The 21,319-nt window shown below is 70.9% G+C and carries 19 protein-coding genes; 4 read left to right on the forward strand and 15 right to left on the reverse strand.

The genetic code is table 11. The features are described from left to right. Positions 1-3: 3 nt before the first annotated feature. The 3 genes from BV453_RS15720 to BV453_RS15730 all read right to left on the reverse strand — a co-directional run bounded on the left by BV453_RS15720 (position 4) and on the right by BV453_RS15730 (position 2,617). Positions 4-558 carry a YceI family protein gene (locus tag BV453_RS15720; protein ID WP_025103197.1) on the reverse strand — a complete coding sequence of 185 codons (555 nt, stop codon included), beginning with the start codon at positions 556-558 and terminating at the stop codon, positions 4-6. A gap of 177 nt (positions 559-735) precedes the next feature. Then, positions 736-1,104 (reverse strand): FKBP-type peptidyl-prolyl cis-trans isomerase, encoded by a 369-nt coding sequence (locus tag BV453_RS15725; protein WP_025103196.1) that lies wholly within the window; start codon positions 1,102-1,104, stop codon positions 736-738. Positions 1,105-1,315: 211 nt separating this feature from the next. Then, positions 1,316-2,617: a PrsW family intramembrane metalloprotease gene (locus tag BV453_RS15730; protein WP_025103195.1), complete on the reverse strand. Its 1,302-nt coding sequence runs from the start codon at positions 2,615-2,617 to the stop codon at positions 1,316-1,318. An 89-nt stretch (positions 2,618-2,706) separates the two neighbouring features. Between BV453_RS15730 and BV453_RS15735 the strand changes: the two genes are divergently transcribed. Next, positions 2,707-3,576, forward strand: coding sequence for a fumarylacetoacetate hydrolase family protein (locus BV453_RS15735; RefSeq protein WP_025103194.1), 870 nt, complete (start codon positions 2,707-2,709; stop codon positions 3,574-3,576). Between the two features lie 64 nt (positions 3,577-3,640). Here the strand turns inward: BV453_RS15735 and BV453_RS15740 are convergent, their stop codons facing one another. From BV453_RS15740 to BV453_RS15755, 4 genes are read right to left on the reverse strand one after another with little or no spacing between them, the layout of a single operon-like run. After that, positions 3,641-5,101, reverse strand: coding sequence for an aspartate ammonia-lyase (locus BV453_RS15740; protein WP_249522014.1), 1,461 nt, complete (start codon positions 5,099-5,101; stop codon positions 3,641-3,643). A 51-nt stretch (positions 5,102-5,152) separates the two neighbouring features. Then, positions 5,153-6,082, reverse strand: coding sequence for a phosphodiesterase (locus BV453_RS15745; RefSeq protein WP_249522015.1), 930 nt, complete (start codon positions 6,080-6,082; stop codon positions 5,153-5,155). 51 nt (positions 6,083-6,133) lie between these two features. Continuing rightward, positions 6,134-6,469 (reverse strand): hypothetical protein, encoded by a 336-nt coding sequence (locus BV453_RS15750; RefSeq protein ID WP_025103191.1) that lies wholly within the window; start codon positions 6,467-6,469, stop codon positions 6,134-6,136. Further along, the gene (locus tag BV453_RS15755; RefSeq protein ID WP_025103190.1) at positions 6,466-7,830 is read right to left on the reverse strand and encodes an inorganic phosphate transporter; all 1,365 of its coding nucleotides are present in this window, start codon (positions 7,828-7,830) and stop codon (positions 6,466-6,468) included. Before BV453_RS15755 ends, BV453_RS15750 begins: the two co-directional genes overlap by 4 nt. 154 nt (positions 7,831-7,984) lie before the next feature. Here BV453_RS15755 and BV453_RS15760 point away from each other — a divergent pair, with 154 nt between their 5' ends. Next, the gene (locus tag BV453_RS15760) at positions 7,985-10,078 is read left to right on the forward strand and encodes a S9 family peptidase (RefSeq protein WP_249522016.1); all 2,094 of its coding nucleotides are present in this window, start codon (positions 7,985-7,987) and stop codon (positions 10,076-10,078) included. Positions 10,079-10,646: 568 nt separating this feature from the next. Next, positions 10,647-11,315, forward strand: a complete 669-nt coding sequence (locus BV453_RS16800) for an endonuclease domain-containing protein (RefSeq protein WP_249522017.1) — start codon at positions 10,647-10,649, stop codon at positions 11,313-11,315. A gap of 130 nt (positions 11,316-11,445) precedes the next feature. Here BV453_RS16800 and BV453_RS15770 read toward each other — a convergent pair whose 3' ends face one another. The 6 genes from BV453_RS15770 to truB form a co-directional block, all read right to left on the reverse strand. After that, positions 11,446-12,474 (reverse strand): 6-phosphofructokinase, encoded by a 1,029-nt coding sequence (locus tag BV453_RS15770; protein WP_025103187.1) that lies wholly within the window; start codon positions 12,472-12,474, stop codon positions 11,446-11,448. 204 nt (positions 12,475-12,678) lie between these two features. Continuing rightward, positions 12,679-14,823 carry a DEAD/DEAH box helicase gene (locus BV453_RS15775; RefSeq protein WP_062766558.1) on the reverse strand — a complete coding sequence of 715 codons (2,145 nt, stop codon included), beginning with the start codon at positions 14,821-14,823 and terminating at the stop codon, positions 12,679-12,681. A gap of 201 nt (positions 14,824-15,024) precedes the next feature. After that, on the reverse strand, positions 15,025-15,975 hold the full coding sequence (locus BV453_RS15780; protein ID WP_249522018.1) for a bifunctional riboflavin kinase/FAD synthetase: 951 nt from the start codon (positions 15,973-15,975) through the stop codon (positions 15,025-15,027). Further along, the gene (locus tag BV453_RS15785) at positions 15,972-16,409 is read right to left on the reverse strand and encodes a hypothetical protein (protein WP_231729434.1); all 438 of its coding nucleotides are present in this window, start codon (positions 16,407-16,409) and stop codon (positions 15,972-15,974) included. The genes BV453_RS15780 and BV453_RS15785 overlap by 4 nt, the downstream gene beginning before the upstream one ends. Before the next feature lie 55 nt (positions 16,410-16,464). Beyond that, a complete protein-coding gene (locus BV453_RS15790) occupies positions 16,465-16,833 on the reverse strand; it encodes a hypothetical protein (RefSeq protein WP_025103183.1) in 369 nt (122 codons plus the stop codon). Further along, entirely contained in the window at positions 16,830-17,723 is an 894-nt protein-coding gene (truB, locus tag BV453_RS15795) for a tRNA pseudouridine(55) synthase TruB (protein WP_249522019.1), read from the reverse strand. The genes BV453_RS15790 and truB overlap by 4 nt, the downstream gene beginning before the upstream one ends. A gap of 52 nt (positions 17,724-17,775) precedes the next feature. Between truB and BV453_RS15800 the strand changes: the two genes are divergently transcribed. Beyond that, positions 17,776-18,672: an A/G-specific adenine glycosylase gene (locus BV453_RS15800; RefSeq protein WP_374209036.1), complete on the forward strand. Its 897-nt coding sequence runs from the start codon at positions 17,776-17,778 to the stop codon at positions 18,670-18,672. Between the two features lie 4 nt (positions 18,673-18,676). Here BV453_RS15800 and BV453_RS16805 read toward each other — a convergent pair whose 3' ends face one another. Continuing rightward, positions 18,677-20,728: a helix-turn-helix transcriptional regulator gene (locus BV453_RS16805; protein ID WP_249522020.1), complete on the reverse strand. Its 2,052-nt coding sequence runs from the start codon at positions 20,726-20,728 to the stop codon at positions 18,677-18,679. A 160-nt stretch (positions 20,729-20,888) separates the two neighbouring features. Then, on the reverse strand, positions 20,889-21,317 hold the full coding sequence (rbfA, locus tag BV453_RS15810) for a 30S ribosome-binding factor RbfA (protein ID WP_025103179.1): 429 nt from the start codon (positions 21,315-21,317) through the stop codon (positions 20,889-20,891). Positions 21,318-21,319 lie beyond the last annotated feature (2 nt).

Below are 21,319 nucleotides of genomic sequence, written 5' to 3' on the forward strand. Positions count from 1 at the left end.
GCGTCAGTCCTGCTGCAGCGCACCCTGGAGGTCGAGCGTGATCGTGACGTCCTTGCCGACGAGCACGCCGCCGGTCTCCAGCGCGGCGTTCCAGGTGAGGCCGAAGTCCTCGCGGTTGATGACCGTCTTGGCGGAGGCACCGGCCTTGTAGTTGCCCCACGGGTCGCTGCCGAAGCCGCCGAAGTCGAGCTCGAACGTGACGGGCTTGGTGATGCCGCGGATGGTGAGGTCGCCGTCCACGAGGAAGTCGCCGCCCTCGACGCGCGCGCCGGTCGAGACGAAGTCCATGGTCGGGAAGTTCTCGGTGTCGAAGAAGTCGGCGGAGCGGAGGTGCTGGTCACGGCCCTCGTCCTTCGTGTCGACGGAGGTCACGTCGACCGAGGCCTCGACCTTGGCGTCGAGCGGGTTCTCCGGAGCCACGAGCGTCGCGCTCTTCACACCGAAGGTGCCGCGCACCTTCGAGATCATCATGTGGCGGACGCTGAAGGTCACCTCGCTGTGGGACGGGTCCAGGACCCAGGTGCCGGGGCGGTAACCGGGGATGTCGATGCTGCTCATGATTGCTCCTCAGGAGACGTCGGCCGCGGCGGCGGCGAAGGGATGGCACCGCGATCGTCCGCGGCACCCTTCCGACAACATACATTCACTCGCATGTATTCCCGTGTCGAGCAGAAAGTCCGGAGACATCGAAAGCGCCCCGCACCACAGGGTGCGGGGCGCTTCCGAACGAGGATGTCAGCCGACGGCGACGAGATCGATGATGAAGATCAGCGTCTTGCCGGAGAGGAAGTGCCCTCCCCCGGCCGGGCCGTACGCGAGGTGCGGCGGGATGATCAGCTCGCGGCGGCCGCCGACCTTCATGCCGGGGATGCCGTCCTGCCAGCCCTGGATCAGGCCGCGGAGCGGGAACTGGATGGTCTCCCCGCGACCCCACGACGAGTCGAACTCCTCGCCGGACTCGAACTCCACGCCGGCGTAGTGGACGGTCACGGTGTCGCCGGGCTTGGCCTCGGCACCGTCACCCTCGATGATGTCGCGGATGACCAGTTCTGCGGGGGCAGGGCCGGTCGGGGCGTCGAACTCGGGCTTTGTGCGATCAGTCATGGCTCCATCCAACCCGACCGTCGCGCGCGCGGTCAACGCGACCGCACCTGCTCACAGCGAACACCTCGTCGAGCCGCCGTGGCCGCCCGTCGCGGAGACCCTTGACACATCCCCGGGGCCGGGTGCACCCTGGTGGCAGATCAACTCAGCGCCCGGGAGACATGCAGGCATCGCCGCAGCACCGGGCGCTGAGTCTGTCCGGAGCGGTCCCTCAGTAGGCCAGCAGCGCGGCGCGTGCCGCCCTCGTGCGGATCAGCAGGGCACGCTCGTCCTCGACCGCGAGCGGGTCGCGACCGGTGATCGCCCGCTGGCGAACCGCCGCCAGAGCCGTCGCGTCCTTGATGAACTCACGCATCAGCGGCCGGCGGTCGCCGCGCAGCTGCGCCGCCCACGCCAGCCCGACCTTGCGCCCGGCGGGCGTGGCGAGCATCGTGACCTCCTCCGGCGTGAACCAGCCGGCGGCCGCGTACTCGGCCAGGCGCGCCCGCGTGAGCCGCGCCTCCTCTCGCCGCAGCGCGACGATCCCGAGGATGAAGCCGATGAACAGCGGCACCTGCAGGGTGAAGTAGAGCCCGAAGAAGTCGGCGAAGGTGGCCGAGCCGTTCCACAGGCCGTGCAGGAGGATCGCCCCGACCATGCCGAGCAGGCCCGCGCCGGCGGCCGCTCCCGCGGAGGCGTGCCGGCGAGCCACGAGGCCGATCGCGAACCCGGTCAGCGAGGTGAACATCGCGTGGGCGAACGGCGACAGCACCGCCCGCACGATGAAGGTGACGCCGAGCTGCTCGCCGCCGCCTTCGATCAGGCTGATCGCGAAGTACTGGATGTTCTCGGTGAACGCGAAGCCCGCGCCGACGAGCGCCCCGTAGACGACGCCGTCCACCGGACCGTCGAAGGAGCGCCGCGCAAGCAGGAAGATGAGGAAGACCCCGAGGCCCTTCCAGAACTCCTCGACGATGGGCGCCTGGATCACCGCGGAGAACTCCTCGGAGCGGATGTCGAACAGCATAGTGAGGCCGATGTCGACGAGGAGCGTGAGGCCGACCGCGGCCACGGCACCCCAGGCGATGGCGAACGCCACGAGACGCTTGGGCTCCGGCTCCCACCGGTCGATCATGCGCACCCCGAGGAAGACGATCGTGAGCGGGATCAACGCCAGGACGAGCCCGATCACCGAGGCGGTCGGTCCGAGCGCCCAGCCGAAGTAGCCGATGAGCGCCAGGAGGAGGAACCCGAGGAAGCCGAACAGCCACAGCGAGATCGTCCGGCCCTTCTTGTTCGGCACCGGGAGAGCCGGCAGCGACTCGGCGGGCGACGGCGCGACGGGAGCCGGTGGCGTGTAGGGCGTCGGCTGCGCGAGGGCCGACGCATAGCCCGGCTGCTGTCCGAACGTCGGCGGCAGATACGGCGACTGTGCGTACTGCGCGGCGGAGTACGCACTCGGCTGCGCGGGCGGCGCGGACGGCGGCGTGTACCGGGCGGGCTGCTGGGGGTCGGACGGTCCTCCGAAGGTCATGCTCAAAGCTTATGGGGCACAAGCATCCGCGCCGGGCTCTGGGGGCTTCCTCCACCCGACCGGCCGCACGCACCCGGTAGCGTAGAACCATGCGGTTCGCTCACCTGCGCCGTCCAGACTCCTCCCAGGCGGTTCTCGCCGTGGTGGAGGGCTCGGACGCCATCCTCGTCTCCGATCTCTTGTCCGACGCGCCTGCCACCCTGCAGCAGCTGATCGAGCGAGGAGACGCCGGACTCGACGAGCTCCGCGCCGCCCTGCGCGACAGCACGGCCCCGCGCCACCCGCTGACCGGCTGGGGGTTCGCCTCCGCCGTGATCGCGCCGCCGGCCGTGCTCGCCGTCGGTCTCAACTACGCCGCGCACTCCAGCGAGCTCGGACTCAAGACCGACGCCGCGCCGACCGTGTTCACGCTGTGGCCGAACTCGCTGACCGGTCACGACCAGACCACGTCCTGGCCCCGGAGCCTCAGCGAGGCCGTCGACTACGAGGCCGAGCTGGGCGTGCTCATCGGCACGCCCGCGAAGGACGTGCCGGAGGCGGACGCCCTGACGCACGTGTGGGGATACACGGTGGTCAACGACATCACCGCACGGAACATCCAGTTCTCCGAGGCGCAGTGGTCCCGCTGCAAGTCGTTCGACGGCTTCACCCCCACCGGCCCGTTCGCGGTGACCGCCGACGAGATCGCCGACCCGCAGGACCTCCACATCTGGACCGTGGTGGACGGACACACCGTGCAGGACGCCAGCACCGATCAGATGGTGCGCTCGGTGGCGAAGCTCATCGCCCACCTCTCCCAGTCGCTCACCCTGCTCCCCGGCACCCTGATCTCCACGGGCAGCCCCGGCGGCGCCGGCTACTCGCGCGACCCGCAGATCTTCCTCCGCGACCGCTCGACCGTCACGGTCGGCATCGACGGCATCGGCGAGCTCACGACGCACTGCCGCATCCTCGACTGACCCGGACGCGACGAAGGGGACGGGAGCTGCGAGCTCCCGTCCCCTTCGCGTATCCGGTCGACGCTCAGATCTGGATGAGGTCGTCGGGGGTGACGATCGGGATGGCCGCCGTGACCGCCTCCAGGCCCGACAGACGGGCGGGAGACAGCTGCTTGGTGACCTCGTCGCGGGACATGAGTCCGGCCTCGACCACCAGGTCGGCGACGTTGCGGTTGGTCAGCAGGGCCGTCTTGGCCAGGGCGGCGGCCGCCGCGTAGCCGATGAAGGGCGTGAGCGCCGTGATGACGCCGACCGACGCGCCGACCATCGCGCCCAGACGGTCGCGGTTCGCGGTGATGCCCTCGACGCAGTTCACGCGCAGCGTCCACATGGCCTGACGCATCCAGGTGATCGACTGGAAGATCGAGTGCGCGATGACGGGCTCGAAGGCGTTGAGCTGGAGCTGACCGCCCTCGACGGCCATGGTCACGGTCATGTCGGCGCCGACGACCGCGAACGCCACCTGGTTCACGACCTCCGGGATCACCGGGTTGACCTTGCCCGGCATGATGCTCGAGCCGGCCTGGCGTGCGGGCAGATTGATCTCGCCGAGGCCCGCCTGCGGACCCGACGACAGCAGGCGCAGGTCGTTGCAGATCTTCGAGAGCTTGATGGCGTTCCGCTTGAGCGACGAGGAGAACGACATGAAGGCGCCCGTGTCGCTCGTGGACTCGACGAGGTCGGTGGCCGTCTCCAGGTCGAGTCCGGTGATCTCGCGCAGGTGCTTCAGCACGGCGGGCGCGTAGTCGGGGTGGGTCGTGATGCCGGTGCCGATCGCGGTCGCGCCCATGTTGATCTCGAACATGAGGGAGGCGTTCTCGGTGAGGCGGCTGTGGTCCTCGCCCAGGGTCGTGGCGAAGCCGTGGAACTCCTGGCCGAGCGTCATGGGCACGGCGTCCTGGAGCTGGGTGCGGCCGACCTTGAGGATGTCGTGGAACTCCCCCGCTTTGCCGAGGAAGGCCACGCGCAGGGCGTCCAGCTCGTCGAGCAGCGAGCGCAGCGTCAGCGAGAGGCCGATCTTGACCGCGGTCGGGTACACGTCGTTGGTCGACTGGCTGCGGTTCGTGTGGTCGATCGGAGAGAGGAAGCCGTAGTCGCCCTTCTCGCGTCCGGCCATCTCGAGCGCGATGTTGGTGATGACCTCGTTCGCGTTCATGTTCGTCGACGTGCCGGCGCCGCCCTGGATGACGCCGACCGTGAACTGGTCGTGGAACTCGCCGTCGATGACGCGCTGTGCCGCGCGGTCGATGAGGTCGGCCCGCTCGGCGTCGAGGACGCCGATCTCCTTGTTGGCCCGGGCGCTGGCCTGCTTCACCATCGCGAGGGCGATCACCAGTTCGGGATAGACCGAGATGGGGCGCTTCGTGATCGGGAAGTTCGCATCGGCGCGGGCGGTGTGGATCCCCCAGTACGCGTCGGCGGGAATCTCCATGCTCCCCAGCGAATCGGTCTCGGTGCGGGTATGGGCGGGCGCGGCAGAAGCCATGTCACATCCTCGTGGGTCGTGGCGAACGGAAAAGTGGGGGATGTGACCAGTCTACGCCGGTCCCTGCGGGGTTTTCCGGGAGAACGCCTCCAGGCGCTCCTCCGGGGTCAGCGCCGCCATCCGCGCGATCCACTCCTCCGAGAAGTAGTCGTCGGTCGGCGCGTCGACCACGGGGACGACCGTGTGCGTGAGGGTCTCCGGCCGCACGTGCACGAGCTGGAACGCCTGGGCGGCGTCCATGCCGTTCACCTCCGCCGCCGGACGGGCGACGTTCATGGTGTAGCAGGTCGCGGACGCGACACTCACCGGGACACCGGCGAACAGACCGTGTGCGGAGTAATGCAGGTGGCCGGCGAGGATGCCGCGGACGTCGGTGCCGCGGATGACGGCGGCGAGCTCGTCCTGATGACGGAGCTCGAGGATGTCGAACAATGGCAGATGGCTGGGCAGCGGCGGGTGGTGCATCGCCAGGATCGTCCCATGCGGCGCGGGTTCGGCGAGGACGTCGGCCAACCACGCGAGCTGCGCCGGGTCGAGGTCGCCGTGGTGCCATCCCGGGACGCTCGTGTCGAGGGCCACGAGGCGCAGCCCGTCGAGATCCCACACCCCGGTGACCGGCTCCTCGGTGGGCTCGCCGTCCAGGAGCGCCTCGCGGAGCGCCGGGCGCTCGTCATGGTTGCCCGCGACCCAGACCACGGGAGCGCCCAGTTCGGCGGCGACCGGCTCGATCGCCGCACGCAGCCGGCGGTACGCATCCGGCTCGCCGAGGTCGGCGAGGTCCCCGGTGATCACGATGGCGGCGGGAGCGGGATGCACGGCGCGGATCGCCTCGAGCGTCCGCGCGAACGTGTGATCGACGTCGTACCGTCCCCCCAGCGCCGCGCCTCCGGCCAGGAAGTGCGGGTCGCTGACATGGATCAGGACATGGGACGCGGGGGCGTATCGGCCGAAGACCGGGGGCGTTCCGTTGGTTGCGGACATGCCCTCAGCCTAGGGGCGGGTGCCGACGCCCGTCCCTGGCGCGCCGGAGGCTCAGTGGCCGACGACGATGAGCAGGATGCCGGCGATGACCGCGGCCCCGCAGAGCACGAAGCAGCCGTAGGCGCCCACGAGGGCGAGGGTCTTCTGCCCCTCGGTGAGCGGGCTCTTCCTCGCCGCCTTCGCCGCCTGCTTGGCGGCCCGCTTGAGCTCCTTCTCGGAGATCACCGTGATGGCGTCGGTGAACTCCGCCGGGCTCACGACGGGGGCCCGGCCGCTGCGTACGAGCAGACGCAGGCCCAGGGCGTAGAAGGTGACGATGGCGGCGGCGCCGATGAGCGCGGCGGCGAACACCTGCAGGAAGGCGATCCAGTCGATCGTGACGTTCATGCCGAGTCCCCGTTCTGCGAGGCGTCGGACGAGGAGACGCTGCCGGTCTTCGCGGCCTTCGCGTCGGCCTTGGCCTTGGCCTTCTTCTTCGCCTTGTCCTTGGCCTCGGCCTTCGCCTTCTCCTTGGCCTCGGCGCGGGCCTTCGCCTCCGCCTTGGCCTGAGCGATGCGCTGCTGGCGACGCGTGGGCGGCGGTGTGTCGGGGACCTCGACCGCGAGGTGGGACTCGGCGACGTCGCTCATGGCGTTGGCCGGCGTGACGGCGTTGCGCCGCGAACGCATGTACAGCCCGAGGATGATCACCACGGCGAGCACGGCATCGATGGCCACACCCCAGGGACCGAGCCAGACGACGAGCAGCGCCGCCAGGGCGCCGACCCCTCCGGCCGCGGGCAGGGTCAGCAGCCAGCCGACGCCGATGCGACCGGCCGTCCGCCAGCGCACCGTCGAGCCGCGGCGACCGAGACCCGATCCGATGACCGATCCCGAGGCCACCTGCGTGGTGGAGAGGGCGAAGCCGAGGGCGCTGGAGGCGAGGATCGTCGCCGCCGTCGAGCTCTCGGCCGCGAAGCCCTGCGCCGGCTTGACGTCGGTCAGGCCCTTGCCCAGCGTGCGGATGATGCGCCAGCCGCCGAGATACGTGCCGAGGGCGATCGTGAACGCACAGGCGACGATGACCCAGAGCTCGGGCTCGTGGTGCGCACCGGACTGCCAGCCGATCGTGATCATCGCGAGGGTGATGACGCCCATCGTCTTCTGTGCGTCGTTGGTGCCGTGGGCGAGCGCGACCAGAGACGACGTGAAGATCTGACCCCAGCGGAAGCCGTCGCGCCCGTCGGGCTTGCCGTCATAGCGCCGAGTGATCGAGTAGGCGATCTTCGTCGCCACGAAGGCGATGATGCCGGCGGTGATCGGGGCGATGAGAGCGGGGAGGACGATCTTCGACAGCACGGCGCCGAAGTCGATGCCGCCGAGGCCGGCTCCCACGAGCGTCGCGCCGATCAGACCGCCGAAGAGGGCGTGGGACGAGCTGGACGGCAGGCCGAGCAGCCAGGTCAGCATGTTCCAGGTGATCGCGCCGATGAGTCCGGCGAAGATCAGCGAGAGGAACAGCTCCGCCCCCGCGGCGAGGATCGCATCCTCCTGGATGATGCCGCCGGAGATGGTCTTGGACACCTCGGTCGACAGGAAGGCGCCGACGAGGTTGAGGAGAGCGGCCAGGAGCACCGCGGTCTTGGGCTTGAGCGCCCCGGTCGCGATGGGCGTGGCCATCGCGTTCGCGGTGTCGTGAAACCCGTTCGTGAAATCGAAGAAGAGTGCCAGCGCGATGACGAGCACGACGATGAGGGCTGCGGTTTCCACCGTTCGCTTTCGGTCTTGAGGAAGAGGGAGATGTCGACGGGATCGACGTGACGAACGAAGAGTTCACCGTGGGTTTGACTTCCGTTTACCGGCCCCGGTAAATCCTGCCACCGTCCCCCGTGCCGGTCAACTCGACCTGGGATAGCGTGGGACGGTGACTGACGCCCCGATCGCCGCCCGCCGTTCCACCCTCCGCACGCACCACGGCGACACGGTCGACGACCCGTACGAGTGGCTGCGTGCCAAGGACTCCCCCGAGGTCATCGCGCACCTGGAGGCCGAGAACGCGCACACCGAGGCGGAGACGGCGCATCTGGCGGCGCTCCGCGAGACGCTGTTCCAGGAGATCAAGGGCCGCGTGCAGGAGACGGATCTCTCCGTGCCGACGCGACGCGGAGACTGGTGGTACTACAGCCGCACCGAGGAAGGCGCGCAGTACGGCATCCACTGCCGGGCCGCCGCCGTCGAGGGCGACTGGACGCCGCCGCGTCTCGAGCCGGGGGTGCCCGTCCCCGGAGAGGTGGTGCTGCTGGACGGAAATGTCGAGGCGGAGGGGCACGAGTTCTTCTCGCTCGGCGCGTTCGACACCTCCGACGACGCGACGAAGCTGCTGTGGTCGACGGACTTCGAGGGCGACGAGCTCTACACCGTGCGCGTCCGCGACCTGGAGACGGGGGTCACGCTCGCCGACGAGATCCCGGACACCGGCAGCGCGTTCTTCACCCCCGACGGCACCGGCATCCTCTACACGACCCGCGACGAGGCCTGGCGTCCGGACACCCTGTGGCTGCACCGGCTCGGGACCCCGGTGTCGGACGACATCAAGCTCTTCCACGAGCCCGACGAGAAGTTCTGGCTCGGCGCCGGGATCACGCGCAGTCGTCGCTACCTCGTGATCGGCGTGGGCTCCAGCATCACGAGCGAGGAGTACCTCGTCGACCTGACCGGTGACATCACCGCGGAGCCACGTCCGGTATGGCCGCGGCGGGAGGGCGTGGAGTACTCGCTCGAGCACGCGGTCGTGGACGGCGAGGACCGCCTGCTCATCCTGCACAATGACGAGGCCCTGGACTTCGAGCTCGTCTCCGTGGCCGCGGACGACCCGCAGGGCGAGCGCCGCGTCGTCGTCGCGCATCAGCCGGGACGACGGCTGCTCGGGGTGGATGCGTTCCGCGACTTCGCCACGGTGGAGTACCGCAGCGAGGGCCTCGAGCGCGTCGGGCTCCTGGACTACGCGACGGACGCCGTGGAGGAGCTGCAGTTCGACGAGCCCCTCTACTCGGCGGGCGTCAGCGGCAACCCGGAGTGGCACTCCCCCTTCCTGCGCCTCGGCTACACGTCGTTCGTCGCCCCGGGCACGGTCTACGAACTCGACCTCGCGACGCGCGAACTCGTCCTCCGCAAGCAGGTGACGGTGCTCGGCGACTACGACCCCGCCGACTACGGACAGCGGCGGGAATGGGCCACCGCGGAGGACGGCACGCGCGTGCCGATCTCCCTCGTCTGGAAGCGCTCCTTCGGAGAGCCCGGCGCGACGCCCCGGCCCGTCCACCTCTACGGCTACGGCTCGTACGAGCACTCCATCGACCCGGGCTTCTCCGTCGCCCGACTCTCGGAGCTGGACCGCGGAGTCGTCTTCGCCGTGGCGCATGTGCGTGGCGGCGGCGAGATGGGCCGGCAGTGGTACGAAGACGGCAAGCTCCTGCACAAGCGGAACACCTTCACGGACTTCGTCGCCTGCGCCCAGCACCTCGTCGACGAGGGCACCACGACCCCGGCCCAGCTCGTCGCAGAGGGCGGCAGCGCGGGCGGTCTGCTGATGGGCGCGGTCGCCAACCTCGCCCCGGAGCTGTTCGCCGGGATCCTCGCGGGGGTGCCGTTCGTCGACGCGTTGACCACGATCCTCGACCCCTCGCTCCCCCTCACGGTGATCGAGTGGGACGAGTGGGGCGACCCGCTGCACGACCCGGAGGTGTACGCGTACATGAAGTCGTACACGCCGTACGAGAACGTGCGCGACGGCGTGGAGTACCCGCGGATCCTCGCGGTGACCTCGCTGAACGACACCCGCGTGCTCTACGTGGAGCCCGCCAAGTGGGTCGCCCGGCTGCGGGAGGCCGGCGCGAAGGACGTGCTGCTCAAGTGCGAGATGGTCGCGGGACACGGGGGCGTGAGCGGGCGGTACAACTCCTGGCGCGAGCGGGCGTTCGAGCTCGCCTGGCTGCTGGACACCCTCCACCTCGCCTGACGCATCGGTCACGCCCGGCATCAGGCGCGCGGCATCAGGCATTCGCGCGGCATCAGGCGCGAGTGGCTCTCCTGGCCTGATCTCGCGCGGAGGCCTGCACTCCCGCGTCCGACGCGGGCTCAGGCTACCGCGCGGCATCAGGCGCTCGCGCGGCATCAGGCGCAAGTGGCTCTTGCTGCCTGATCTCGCGCGGACGCCTGTGGTGACCACACGCGACGACTGATCCTGCACAGGGCCAGGATTTCGCGAACGATCTCCCCATCTCGAGTGCTGCGATGGAGAGTGCTGCGCGAGCGCTCAGGGTGGAGAGGTGAGACGCACGAGGGTCGAGAGCTGGGTTCGAGAGCAGGGAGGCTCCGCGCATTCGTCGCGCGCACGTGAGGCGGGTTTCACCGAGTACCAGATGCGTCGTGCGGTGCAGGAAGGCACGCTCGAGCGTGTGCGCCGGTCGTGGCTCCTCCTCCCCGATGTCGATCCACGGCGCCGGGCGGCTGCTTCGGTCGGCGGGAGAGTCACCTGTGTGAGCGCTGCGGCTCTCGCCGGATGGTGGGACATCGGGGCCACGGACGTGCACGTCGCCCTCCCTCGGACCGCTTCTCGGTTCGACCGCGGCGGCGTCCAGGTGCATTGCGCCCAGGGGCCTGTGCCGGCGCATCCGCGCGCGGCGGTCGATCCCGTCCTGGATGTCCTCTTCCAGGTCGCGCGATGTCGGCCGCCCGTCGAGGCCCGCGCGATCTGGGAGTCCGCCATCCGCCACGGGGCGGTGGAGCTGGATACGCTCGCGCGTGTGCGGTGGCGGTGCCAGGCTGCTGACCGCCTCGCTCGAACCGTCCGCGGCCGGTCGGACTCCGGTCCCGAGACGGTCTTCCTCGAACGGATGCGCGCGATCGGCATCGACGTGCGACAGCAGGTGTGGGTGGACGGCCATCCGCTCGACGGTGTCATCGGCGAACGGCTCGCCATCCAGATCGACGGCTTCCGCCACCACAGCGCGGCCGGCGACCGGCGGCGTGATCTCGCTGCGGACGCGAGGCTCGCACTCCGCGGGTATACCGTCCTGCGCTTCGATTACCACCAGGTCATGGTCGATGACACTCATGTCGAGGACACCGTCCTGGCCGCGCTCGCGCAGGGGCTGCATCGCGCACGTCGTCGCGCGACGGCTCGCGGAGAGCAGACCGAACACAAGCACAGGCCCTCACGCGAGAACAGGCGAGAAAGACAGCACGGCGCCTGAAGCCGCGCGAGAGCCTGACACCGCGCGAGGCCGAGAGAACAGGCGAACGCGCGCACACAGGCACTCACGCAAGTTCAGGCAAGATAGACACCAAGCCGCCTGAAGCCGCGCGAGGGGCTGAAGCCAGCGGTCAGCCGAAGAGGGCGGCGGCCTCGTCGTAGCGGTAGCGGGGCACCGTGTTGAGCTCGCCCAGAGCGTCGGCGAACGGGACGCGGACGATGTCCGTCCCCTGCATCGCGACCATCTGCCCCCAGGCGCCGTCCACGATGGCATCCGCGGCGTGCAGGCCGAGCCGGGTCGCGAGGACGCGGTCGAAGGCCGACGGCGAGCCGCCGCGCTGGATGTGGCCGAGGATCGTGGCCCGCGTCTCGATGCCCGTGATCCGCTCGATCTCGGGGGCGAGCAGATCGCCGATGCCACCGAGCCGCGGACGGTTGAACGCATCCAGGCCCTTGTCGCTGTAGGCCTCGTCCATGCCGGCGAGCTTGAAGCCCTCGGAGACCACGACGAGCGGCGCGCGACCGCGATCGTGAGCGCTCGTGACGAGCGCGGTGATCTCGTCCAGCGACATCGGCACCTCGGGGATGCAGATGACATGCGCGCCCGCGGCCATTCCGGCGTGCAGGGCGATCCAGCCGACGTGACGACCCATGACCTCGGCGACCATGCAGCGCTGGTGGGAGTCGCCCGTGGTCCGGAGCCGGTCCATGGCGTCCGTGGCGATGTTCACGGCGGTGTCGAAGCCGAACGAGTAGTCCGTGGCCCGGAGGTCGTTGTCGATCGTCTTCGGAACGCCGAGCACCTTGATGCCGTCCTTGGCGAGACGGTCCGCCGCCGCGAGGGTGCCTTCGCCGCCGATCGCGACGATGCCGTCGATCTTGTGCCCGTAGAGGGTCTTCGCGATGTTGTCGGCGCCTCCGCGCTCCCCCTCGTAGGGGTTGGTGCGGCTGGTGCCGAGGATCGTGCCGCCCACCTTGGACAGGCCCTTCACCTCATGCCGCGTCAAGGGCATGAAGTCGCCCTCGACGACGCCGCGCCATCCGTCGCGGATGCCGACGAACTCCAGGTCGTAGGTCGTGGTGCCCTTGAGCACGATGCCGCGGATGACCGCGTTGAGTCCGGGGCAGTCGCCGCCGCTCGTCAGGATGCCGATCTTCATGCTGCTGCCTTCGGAGGTCGAGGGATGGGGGTGCGGCGACAGTGCCTGCGATCGACACTAGCGCGCCGTCCCCTCGCGTGGCCATTCGAGCGCGTCGAAAACCGGGGATCTTGACGGCCGCGAGGAGTGATAACGCCGATCTTCGCGTTCCGGCAGGATGAGGCCTCGGAATCGCCGTTAAGAACCTGTGTTCTTGACGACGTCTCAGCGCCCGCCCAGAGCCTCGCGCAGAAGGTGCGTGAGCGCCGCCAGCTGCACCGACTCGCTCGCCGTCTCCTCCGTCGCCTCGCCGTCCAGAGCGCGGGCCGCGAGGCCCTGCTTCTGGTCGATGAGCTCGGCGATCTTCGTGTCGATCGTGTGCGCGGCGATGATCCGCCAGGCGGTGACCGGCTCGTCCTGGCCGATGCGGTGGACGCGGTCGATGGCCTGCGTCTGCTCGGCAGCGGTCCACGACAGCTCCGCGAGGACGACGTTCGAGGCCGCCTGCAGGTTGAGTCCGACGCCGGCCGCCGTGAGCGAGCACACCGCGATGCCGACCTCGGGGTCGCCGTTGAAGTCGTCGATGGCCTGCTGCCGTGCCGTGTTCGTCTGGTCGCCGCGGATGGACACCGCGCGGATGCCCGCGGAGGCGAAGTGCGCCTCCGCCTGATCCATGACGTCGATGTGCTTCGCGAAGAACACGACCTTGCCGACCGACCGCTGCAGCTGTGCGGCGTAGTCGGCGGCGAGGAGGGCCTTCGCCTGACCGATGCGGCGCACCATGGTGAAGACGTTGTCTCCCCCGGTGCCGGCGGCCTTCGACTCCTCGAGCTCGTTCTGCGCCACGAGCCGGACGATGTCGTCGTCGATCTCTCCGGGCGCGAGACCGCGGTCGCCGCGTGCCTCGATGATGCGGCGGTAGCGGGCGGCCAGGCGCTCCCCCAGCTCGCGCTCGGCCTGGCGGATGCTGCGACCGAACTCGTCGTCGAGCTGCACCGGCAGATCGGCGACCAGCTTGTCGGGCAGGTCGGCGGCGACGTCCTTCTTCTTGCGCCGCACGATGCCCATCGAGATCACCGCGTCGCGGGCCTCCGGGTAGAAGGCCTTGTCCGCGGGCGTGAGCCCCGTCGCGTCGAGCTTCTCCATGAGCTCCGGTCCGGGCTTCTCGCCGTTCGTCCAGCCGAGGAAACGCCAGATGGCGTCGAAGTCCTCGACGTCGTTGATGAGCGGAGTGCCGGTGAGGGCGAGCATGAGCGGATCGTGCCCCGGCGTGCGCTCGCGCACCTGCGCCGCGAGCGAGAGCACGTTCTGCGAACGCTGCGAGGAGAGGTTCTTGATGAAGTGCGCCTCGTCGACGACCATGCCGCGCAGGCCGATCGACGCGAGCCAGGACATGTGACGGTCGAGGATCTCGTAGTTGACGATGAACACGTCGGCGAAGGCGTCGATGTCGTCGCCGTCGCCCTGGATGACCGTGGCACGACGCTGCGGCGTCCACCGCTCGACCTCGCGCGCCCAGTTCATCTTCACGACGTTGGGCACCACGACGAGCAGCGGATAGGCGCCGGCGACGGAGGCCGCGAGCACCGACTGCGCCGTCTTGCCGAGGCCCGGCTCGTCGGCGAGCAGGAAGCTGCGGTGTCCGGCGCGCACAGCCTCGAGGAAACGGGACTGGTGCACCATGATCTCGCGGCCCTTGGGCGAGATGTGATCGAACTCCGGGGCCGGCGGAAGCTCCATCGACGCCGCCGCACCGCCCGCGCCGGTCTCGAAGGCCTTGTACAGCGGCCCCATGAGCTCCCAGCCGTCGAGGCGGCGGCGGGGCGTGCTGGCCGGACGCGGGGTCAGGTCGGGCGCGAGGAACGGGTTGGCCAGCTGACGGGCCTCCACCGAGGGCGGGGTGACCTGACGCTCGGCGATGGCCGCGGGGACCACCGACACCTGCACGGGCGCGGGGTCGGCGATGATGAGCTCCTCCGGCGGGAGCTCGGCCCCCGACTCGAGCAGCCAGTCGCGGCGCATCCGCTTGGCGACCGGCGAGGTGGCCTGGTCGGCCTCGAGCAGCTGGATGAGCGAGGTGTCCCGCGCGGCCGTCTTCGCGAGGATCGTCGCGACACCGTCGAGCCGCTTGAGCAGCTCGGCGCGGGCCGCGTCGGTGATCTCCGTGTCGGCCTTCACCCTGGCGCGCTCCTCGCGCACCAGGAAGGCGATCACCTGGAACTTCGTGCGGTTCGTGGGACCCAGCTTCCCCCGCTGGGACTTCGCCTCGATCTCGCGCACCTTGCGCGCGAGGATCGGGATGAGGGGTGCCTCGTCATCGCGACGGGACGTCTTCTTACGCCGCGGGGCGGCGGTTGCCGTGGTCGGCATGCTCCTCCTGAGCCTGAAGGGCTCCGGCGCCCTCAGGGAGCCGTGAGCCGTTCTCGTCGTCCGCGTGTGGCGTGAGCCAGGACCGTGCGGACTGTGGATCGGTGTTCCCGCCGGAGCACGCGATACGTGCGGGACCGGTGGGAGCCTGACTCTATTCTATGTCATCCCTGGCACTGGCCGCGGGAGCACGGCGCCGTCGTGTTACGCGGACACGTTCAGGATGGTCGCGGCCTGCGTCACATCGGCGGCCATCTGGGTCATCAGCTTCTCGATGCCCTCGAACGCGACCATGCCGCGCAGCCGCTGCACGAACTCCACCGTCACGTCGTGACCGTAGAGATCGAGCCCGGTCTCCCCCAGCACGTGCGCCTCGACCTGACGGACGAGCACGTCGTCGAAGGTGGGGTTCGTGCCCACCGAGATCGCCGACGGGTGCCGGATGCCGGTGTCGTGGTCGACGAGCCAGCCGGCGTAGACGCCGTCGGCGGGGACGAACGCGTCGATGATCGTGGAGAGGTTGGCGGTCGGGAACCCGAGCTCGCGTCCGCGCTTCAGCCCGTGGACGACGACGCCGCGCACGTCGGGATACCGCCCGAGGGCGCGGGCCGCCTCGGCGACGTCCCCCGCCATCAGCAGCTCGCGGATCCAGCTCGACGAGACCCGGCGGCTCGACCCCGGAAGGTAGACGTCGTCGACGACCTCGACCGTGAACCCGTACCGGGGGCCGAGCTCCCGCAGCAGCTCGGGGGTGCCGGCGCCCCGGTGTCCGAAGCGGAAGTCGGCGCCGACGAGCACCGTGGACACGTGCAGCGCGCCGACGAGGATGTCGACGACGAAGTCCTCCGCGCTCCGGGCGGCGAGCGTCTCGTCGAACGTCAGCACCAGCGTCGCGTCGAGTCCGAGCTCGCCGAGGAGCTCCAGCTTGCGGTCGACGGTCACGACGTTCTCGGGACACCGGTCGGGACGGATCACGGCGAGGGGGTTGCGGTCGAACGTGACCGCGACGGCACGGCTCCCCGAGGCCGCGGCAGCCTCCTCCAGGCGACGGATGACGGCGCGATGCCCCTCGTGCACGCCGTCGAACTTGCCGATGGCAACGGCGCTGGGCCCGAAGTCCTCCGGCACCTCCTCCGGATTCCGGAACACGATCACGCGGCGACCTCGACCGGACGCGCGGTCTCGACGGGCCGGTGCGTGCGCAGCCACCAGATCCCGAAGATCGGGAGGACGAGGGGGATGAAGAGGTAGCCGCGCCCGAACAGCGACCATACGGTCTCGTGCTGGAAGAGCTCGGGGAGGACGAGGCTGAGCACGCCGACGACCAGGACACCGGTGAGTTCGAAGACGATCGCCACCCACGCGACGGTGTACCAGCCGCGACGACGCGCGAAGACGAGCGCGAGCGTCGCCAGGACGTACACGACCGCGGCCAGCGCCGAGAGGCTGTAGGCCAACGGGGCCTCGTCGAATCGCCGGACGATCTGCACGAAGCTGCGCCCGGTGGCCGCCAGCGCCATCACGGCGTAGACGATCACCAGGACACGACCGATACCGGTCATCCGAGTGGAGGGGGCGGTGGAGCTCATAGCGCATTCCATCCTAGAGCCGGGCGAGCTGCCCGGCGTCCGCTCCGGGTGCTCCTCAGGCGACCTGCACGGTCCAGATGACCTGCATGCGCCAGAGCATGATCGCGATCGCGAGCGCGGCCACGCCGAGCACGACGGTGCTCCACCGGCTGCGTTCCATGAGGGCCCAGAGCACCGCGCCCACGGGCAGCAGAGCCGCCGAGACGAGATACACCCAGAGCTCCAGCAGGTCCCCGGTCGGCGGGTTCCCCGCGAGCGGCGCGACGATGGCGACGACGATCTGCACGATCAGCAGCACCTCGACGAGAGCGAGCGCCCCGACGGAGAAATCGCTGGGGCGACGGCCGGCGAACCCCGCGCCGAGGCAGAAGAGGCCGGCGGCGACGGCGACGACGATCTGCACGATCGTGAACCACAGGATCATCGGGAGACCTCCGGCATGTTCATGGCGCTCTTCACATCGGCACCGCGCTTCTCGACGATCCCCACGAGCGTGCCGTCGTCTTCGATGGCGGCCGCGAGCGGGCCGTCCAGCCGCACCGCCTGCCCGGCGAGGCGCTTGCCGTGTCGCAGGTCCCGCGCCTCGTCCGCCGTGACGGGGAGGACGGAGAGCACGCGGCCGGCGGCGGCGGCGGGGGTGAGCACGGGAGCGCCCTCGAGGGCGTCGATCGTCACGGCGTCACGCACGTCGAACGGGCCGACACGGGTGCGGCGGAGGGCGGTCAGGTGGCCGCCGACACCGAGGGCGGCACCCAAATCGCGGGCCAGCGAGCGGATGTAGGTTCCGGACGAGCAGTCCACGACGACATCGAGGTCGATCGCGTGGTCGTCGCGGCGACGCGCGACGACGTCGAATCGGGACACGACGACGTCTCGCGGCGGGAGGACGACCTCCTCCCCCGCACGGACGCGGTCGTAGGCGCGGCGGCCGTCGACTTTGATCGCCGACACCGCACTCGGGACCTGGGAGATCGCGCCCGTCAGCGCGGCCACTCCGGCATCGATCGCCGCCTCCTCGATCGCCGCGAGGGCGCTCTCATCCGCGCGGTGGAGGATCTCGCCCTCGGCGTCATCCGTGGAGGTGACGGCACCGAGCCGGATGGTCGCCTCGTAGGTCTTGTCCGCGCCCACGATGTAGGTGAGGAGGCGGGTCGCGCCCTCGATGCCGATGACGAGCAGTCCGGTGGCCATCGGGTCGAGGGTCCCCGCGTGACCGACCTTGCGGGTCCCGAAGGCCCGTCGGGTGCGGCCGACCACATCGTGACTGGTCAGCCCGCCGGGCTTGTCGACGAGGAGGATGCCGGGGGTCGCCATCCCTCCAGCCTACCGAGGCCGGGAGCGGCGACCGCTCGCCTAGGCTGGAGGGATGGCCGCGCCCGCACCGTCTCCTGCGACGATGACGCCCCTGCACGGCTGGTACGCCGAGGAGGCGCGCGATCTGCCGTGGCGCCGCCCGGAGTTCCACGCCGCCTTCGGCGCCTGGGGCGTGCTGGTGAGCGAGTTCATGCTGCAGCAGACGCCCGTGACCCGCGTGATCCCGCACCTCGACGCGTGGCTGACGCGGTGGCCCACACCCCGCGCGATGGCGGCCGCGTCTCCGGCGGACGTCGTGCAGCAATGGGCGAACCTCGGCTATCCGCGGCGCGCCCTGTGGCTGCACCGTGCGGCCGTCGAGGTGGTCGAGCGCCACGGCGGCGTCGTGCCGCGTGACGTCGACGCCCTCCTCGCCCTCTCCGGGATCGGCGACTACACCGCCCGTGCCGTGGCCGTCTTCGCCTACGGCGACCGTCATCCCGTCGTCGACACCAACACCCGTCGCGTGCTCGCCAGGGCGGTCGAGGGACGAGCGCAACCGGGATCCCCGTCCCGCCGCGACCTCGCGCTCATGGCGGCGCTGCTGCCCGCGGACCCCGCCGAGGCCGCCGTCCTCAACGCCGCGGCGATGGAGCTCGGCGCGACGATCTGCACGTCCCGTGCGCCCCGATGCGAACGCTGCCCGCTGGCGGACGGGTGTGCGTGGCTCGCGGCCGGCCGACCCGACACCGGGGATGAGCGACGACGACAGGCTGCGTACGAGGGTTCGGACCGCCAGGCCCGCGGCGCCGTGCTCCGGCTCCTGCGCGCCGCCGCCCCCGCCGCGGTCCCGCTCACCGCCGTCCTCCCGGACTGGCCCGACGTGCGTCAGCGGGACCGTGCGATCGACTCCCTCATCGCCGACGGGCTCGCGGAAGCCGACGGGGAGGGCCTCTCCCTGCCACGGTGAGCGCTCAGAGGAGCTGTTCGGTGCGGTGGGCCAGCACGGTCAGTTCGACGCGGCTGCGGACATGCAGCTTCGCGAACGCGCGTCCGAGGTGCACCTCGACCGTGCGGACCGAGACCGACAGCCGCTCCGCGATCGCGCGGTTCGCCGTCCCGCCGACCGCGAGCATCGCCACCTCGAGTTCCCGAGGCGTCAGTCGCTGAGCCCAGGCGCTCCGGCAGGCGGGCAGGGCCGCCGTCCCGTCCGCCGTGGTCCCGGACGCCTCGAGCCGTTCCCGCCGTCGTCGCACCGCGCGCTCCCAGGCCCGCGCTCCGGCGACCTCGAACAGCCGCTCGGCCTGCGCGAAGTGCCCGCGTGCCGAGACCACGTCTCCGTGCAGACCGGATCGGACCCCGAGGAGGGACTCGACCCGCCCGCGGGCGAACGGAGACCGAAGCCGGCTCGCCGCCACCCGCAGCTCCTCCTGGTCCGTGCGCCAAGTGGGGCCGGCGGAACCGACGACCGCCCGCCGCAGCGCCGCGGCGATCTCGCTCTCCGGCGGCCGCACGGTCCCCGGCCGGTATCCCCCCGGCGACCAGAGCACGACCTCGTCGACTCCCGGCACCGCGAACACCGGCTGCGGGGCTCCGCGGTCCCGCCACAGCCCCATGGCGCCGACGGCCACCTCGAAGGAACCGTCCAGAAAGGCCTCGACGGCGCGATCGACCAGCACGTCCGACCCGGCGGCGGGAGCGAGGACGTCGGTGAGTGCACGCGCGATCGGGCCCAGGGCGCCGAGCACCGCCGGGTCGAGCCGCCGCGCCAGGACGACACCGAGACCGGCGAACGGGATGGCGACGGGGAGCTCGACCGCCGCGTGCCGGAGCAGTTCCCTGGCCGGACCGATGTCTCCCCGCCAGACGAGGAGCAGCACCTCGGTGACAGCGCGGTAGGCCCGCACCACCGGGCTGCTCTCGAAGCCGGGGAACACCGGATCGCGCTCCGCTCCGGGAAGTCCTCCCGTGCGCAGCAGCCGCAGGCCCTCGTCGATGTCGCCCGCGCATGCCATCTGCAGCGCCGCCGCTACGCCGCCGAGCCCGCCGAGGCCCGCGGTCCCGCTCGCCGGCATGACGTCGCCGGCGAGGAGAGCGCACACCCCCACCACGGCATCGCGCAGCGGACGGTCCGTCCCCGCGTGGGAGGCTCCGCGGACCTGGGCGAGCCAGCGCCACTCGGCCCCGCGGTCGCGACGTTCCGCGCACAGGATCGCGACGAGCCCCGCGGATCGCGCCCATGCCGTGGCGTCGGCCGCGGAGCCGGGGGCGAGCCGCCGCGGATCGACGGCGGGAACGAGGCCGTGCCGAAGGGCGCGGGCGGCGAGGTAGGGGCCGAGCGCCCGTGCCCGTCGATGCTCCGCCGCGCCCGGGAAGAGACCGCTCAGCCACGCCTCGGCATCCGCGGCGTAGCCGCAGGCGAGCGCCGCGCAGCCGGCGAGCACCCTGGCCTCCTCGCCGACGGCGCCGGTCGCGTGCGCGGCGGCCTCACCGGCCAGGAGCAGCGCGCGCTCGGTGAGCCCCGCGTCGGCCGCGACACGGGCCCGCGCTGTCAGGACCGCTGCGGCCCGACGATCCCGCGCGGCGCACGATCGCGCGCGATGCCACGCCTCGCCACTCCGGTCTCCGCGTGCGACCGCGGCGTCAGCCAGCCGGGTGTGCACGCGCGCGACCTCCGCCGCCGACGCGGCCGCGTACACCTCCGCGGCCACGCGCGGGTCGGTGAGCCGGATCGAGCCCGCGTGGATCGTCAGATGCGGCGCGGCGGCGCTGGCCCGTATCTCCTCCACGCGGCGTCCGTCGGCCGCGAGGATCGGATCCAGCTCCTCCTCGAGTGCCAGCACCACCGTGAGCAGGAGCAGTCGGTCGGCGCTCGCCAGCCCGCGGATGCCGGCATGGACCGCCGCGGACGGCAGCGGCCACGGCATCCGACTCAATCCGCGGCGCTGCTCCGGTGTGAGGCGCGCCGCGACGGCGAGCACGGCCTCGGCATCGTCAGGCAGCGCGGCGGCCAGCTGCGCCGCCACGTGCGGCGCGCAACACAGATCCCGCCGTCGAAGCTCATCCAGCAGCGGCTCCACGACGACAGGCGCGACGAAGAGGCCCGCGGGCGTGCTCGTCGCCTGAATGTCGATCCCCCCAGATCCACCGGTTGTCCCGCCGCGGACCTGAGGGTATCAGACGGGATCAGTCCTCGTCGTCGTCGTCCGACCGGTAGGGGTCGGCCTCGCCGGCGTGGGTCGCGGACGAGGCCAGCTTGGCCACCTCCGCGTCGCGCTCCTGCGCCTCGCGCAGCAGAGCGGTGATGTGGTCGGCGTTCTCCGGGAGCGCGTCCGGGATGAATTCGAGCGTGGGGACGAGTCGAGTGCTGAGCTGTCGACCGACCTCGCTGCGCAGCATTCCGGTCGCGGACGTGAGCGCGGCACCGCTGGCGAGGCGCTCCTCTTCCGTGCCGAGCACCGTGTAGAACACGGACGCGTGCTGCAGATCGCCGCTCACGCGGACGTCGGTGATGGTCACGAAGCCGAGACGCGGGTCGCGCAGCCCCTTCTCCAAGCGCTCGGCGAGGATCACGCGGATGCGATCCGCGAGTCGGGCCTGTCGTTCACCAGCCATTG

It is taken from the genome of Microbacterium sp. ER1 (genome assembly GCF_023383675.1).
Taxonomy (GTDB): Bacteria; Actinomycetota; Actinomycetes; order Actinomycetales; family Microbacteriaceae; genus Microbacterium.

Excerpts from the sequence above, each read along its gene's own strand:
- BV453_RS15720 (WP_025103197.1), bottom strand. The coding sequence starts at position 558 with ATGAGCAGCATCGACATCCCCGGTTACCGCCCCGGCACCTGGGTCCTG.
- BV453_RS15725 (WP_025103196.1), bottom strand. The coding sequence starts at position 1,104 with ATGACTGATCGCACAAAGCCCGAGTTCGACGCCCCGACCGGCCCTGCC.
- BV453_RS15730 (WP_025103195.1), bottom strand. The coding sequence starts at position 2,617 with ATGACCTTCGGAGGACCGTCCGACCCCCAGCAGCCCGCCCGGTACACG.
- BV453_RS15735 (WP_025103194.1), top strand. The coding sequence starts at position 2,707 with ATGCGGTTCGCTCACCTGCGCCGTCCAGACTCCTCCCAGGCGGTTCTC.
- BV453_RS15740 (WP_249522014.1), bottom strand. The coding sequence starts at position 5,101 with ATGGCTTCTGCCGCGCCCGCCCATACCCGCACCGAGACCGATTCGCTG.
- BV453_RS15745 (WP_249522015.1), bottom strand. The coding sequence starts at position 6,082 with ATGTCCGCAACCAACGGAACGCCCCCGGTCTTCGGCCGATACGCCCCC.
- BV453_RS15750 (WP_025103191.1), bottom strand. The coding sequence starts at position 6,469 with ATGAACGTCACGATCGACTGGATCGCCTTCCTGCAGGTGTTCGCCGCC.
- BV453_RS15770 (WP_025103187.1), bottom strand. The coding sequence starts at position 12,474 with ATGAAGATCGGCATCCTGACGAGCGGCGGCGACTGCCCCGGACTCAAC.
- BV453_RS15775 (WP_062766558.1), bottom strand. The coding sequence starts at position 14,823 with ATGCCGACCACGGCAACCGCCGCCCCGCGGCGTAAGAAGACGTCCCGT.
- BV453_RS15785 (WP_231729434.1), bottom strand. The coding sequence starts at position 16,409 with ATGAGCTCCACCGCCCCCTCCACTCGGATGACCGGTATCGGTCGTGTC.
- BV453_RS15790 (WP_025103183.1), bottom strand. The coding sequence starts at position 16,833 with ATGATCCTGTGGTTCACGATCGTGCAGATCGTCGTCGCCGTCGCCGCC.
- truB (WP_249522019.1), bottom strand. The coding sequence starts at position 17,723 with ATGGCGACCCCCGGCATCCTCCTCGTCGACAAGCCCGGCGGGCTGACC.
- BV453_RS15800 (WP_374209036.1), top strand. The coding sequence starts at position 17,776 with ATGGCCGCGCCCGCACCGTCTCCTGCGACGATGACGCCCCTGCACGGC.
- rbfA (WP_025103179.1), bottom strand. The coding sequence starts at position 21,317 with ATGGCTGGTGAACGACAGGCCCGACTCGCGGATCGCATCCGCGTGATC.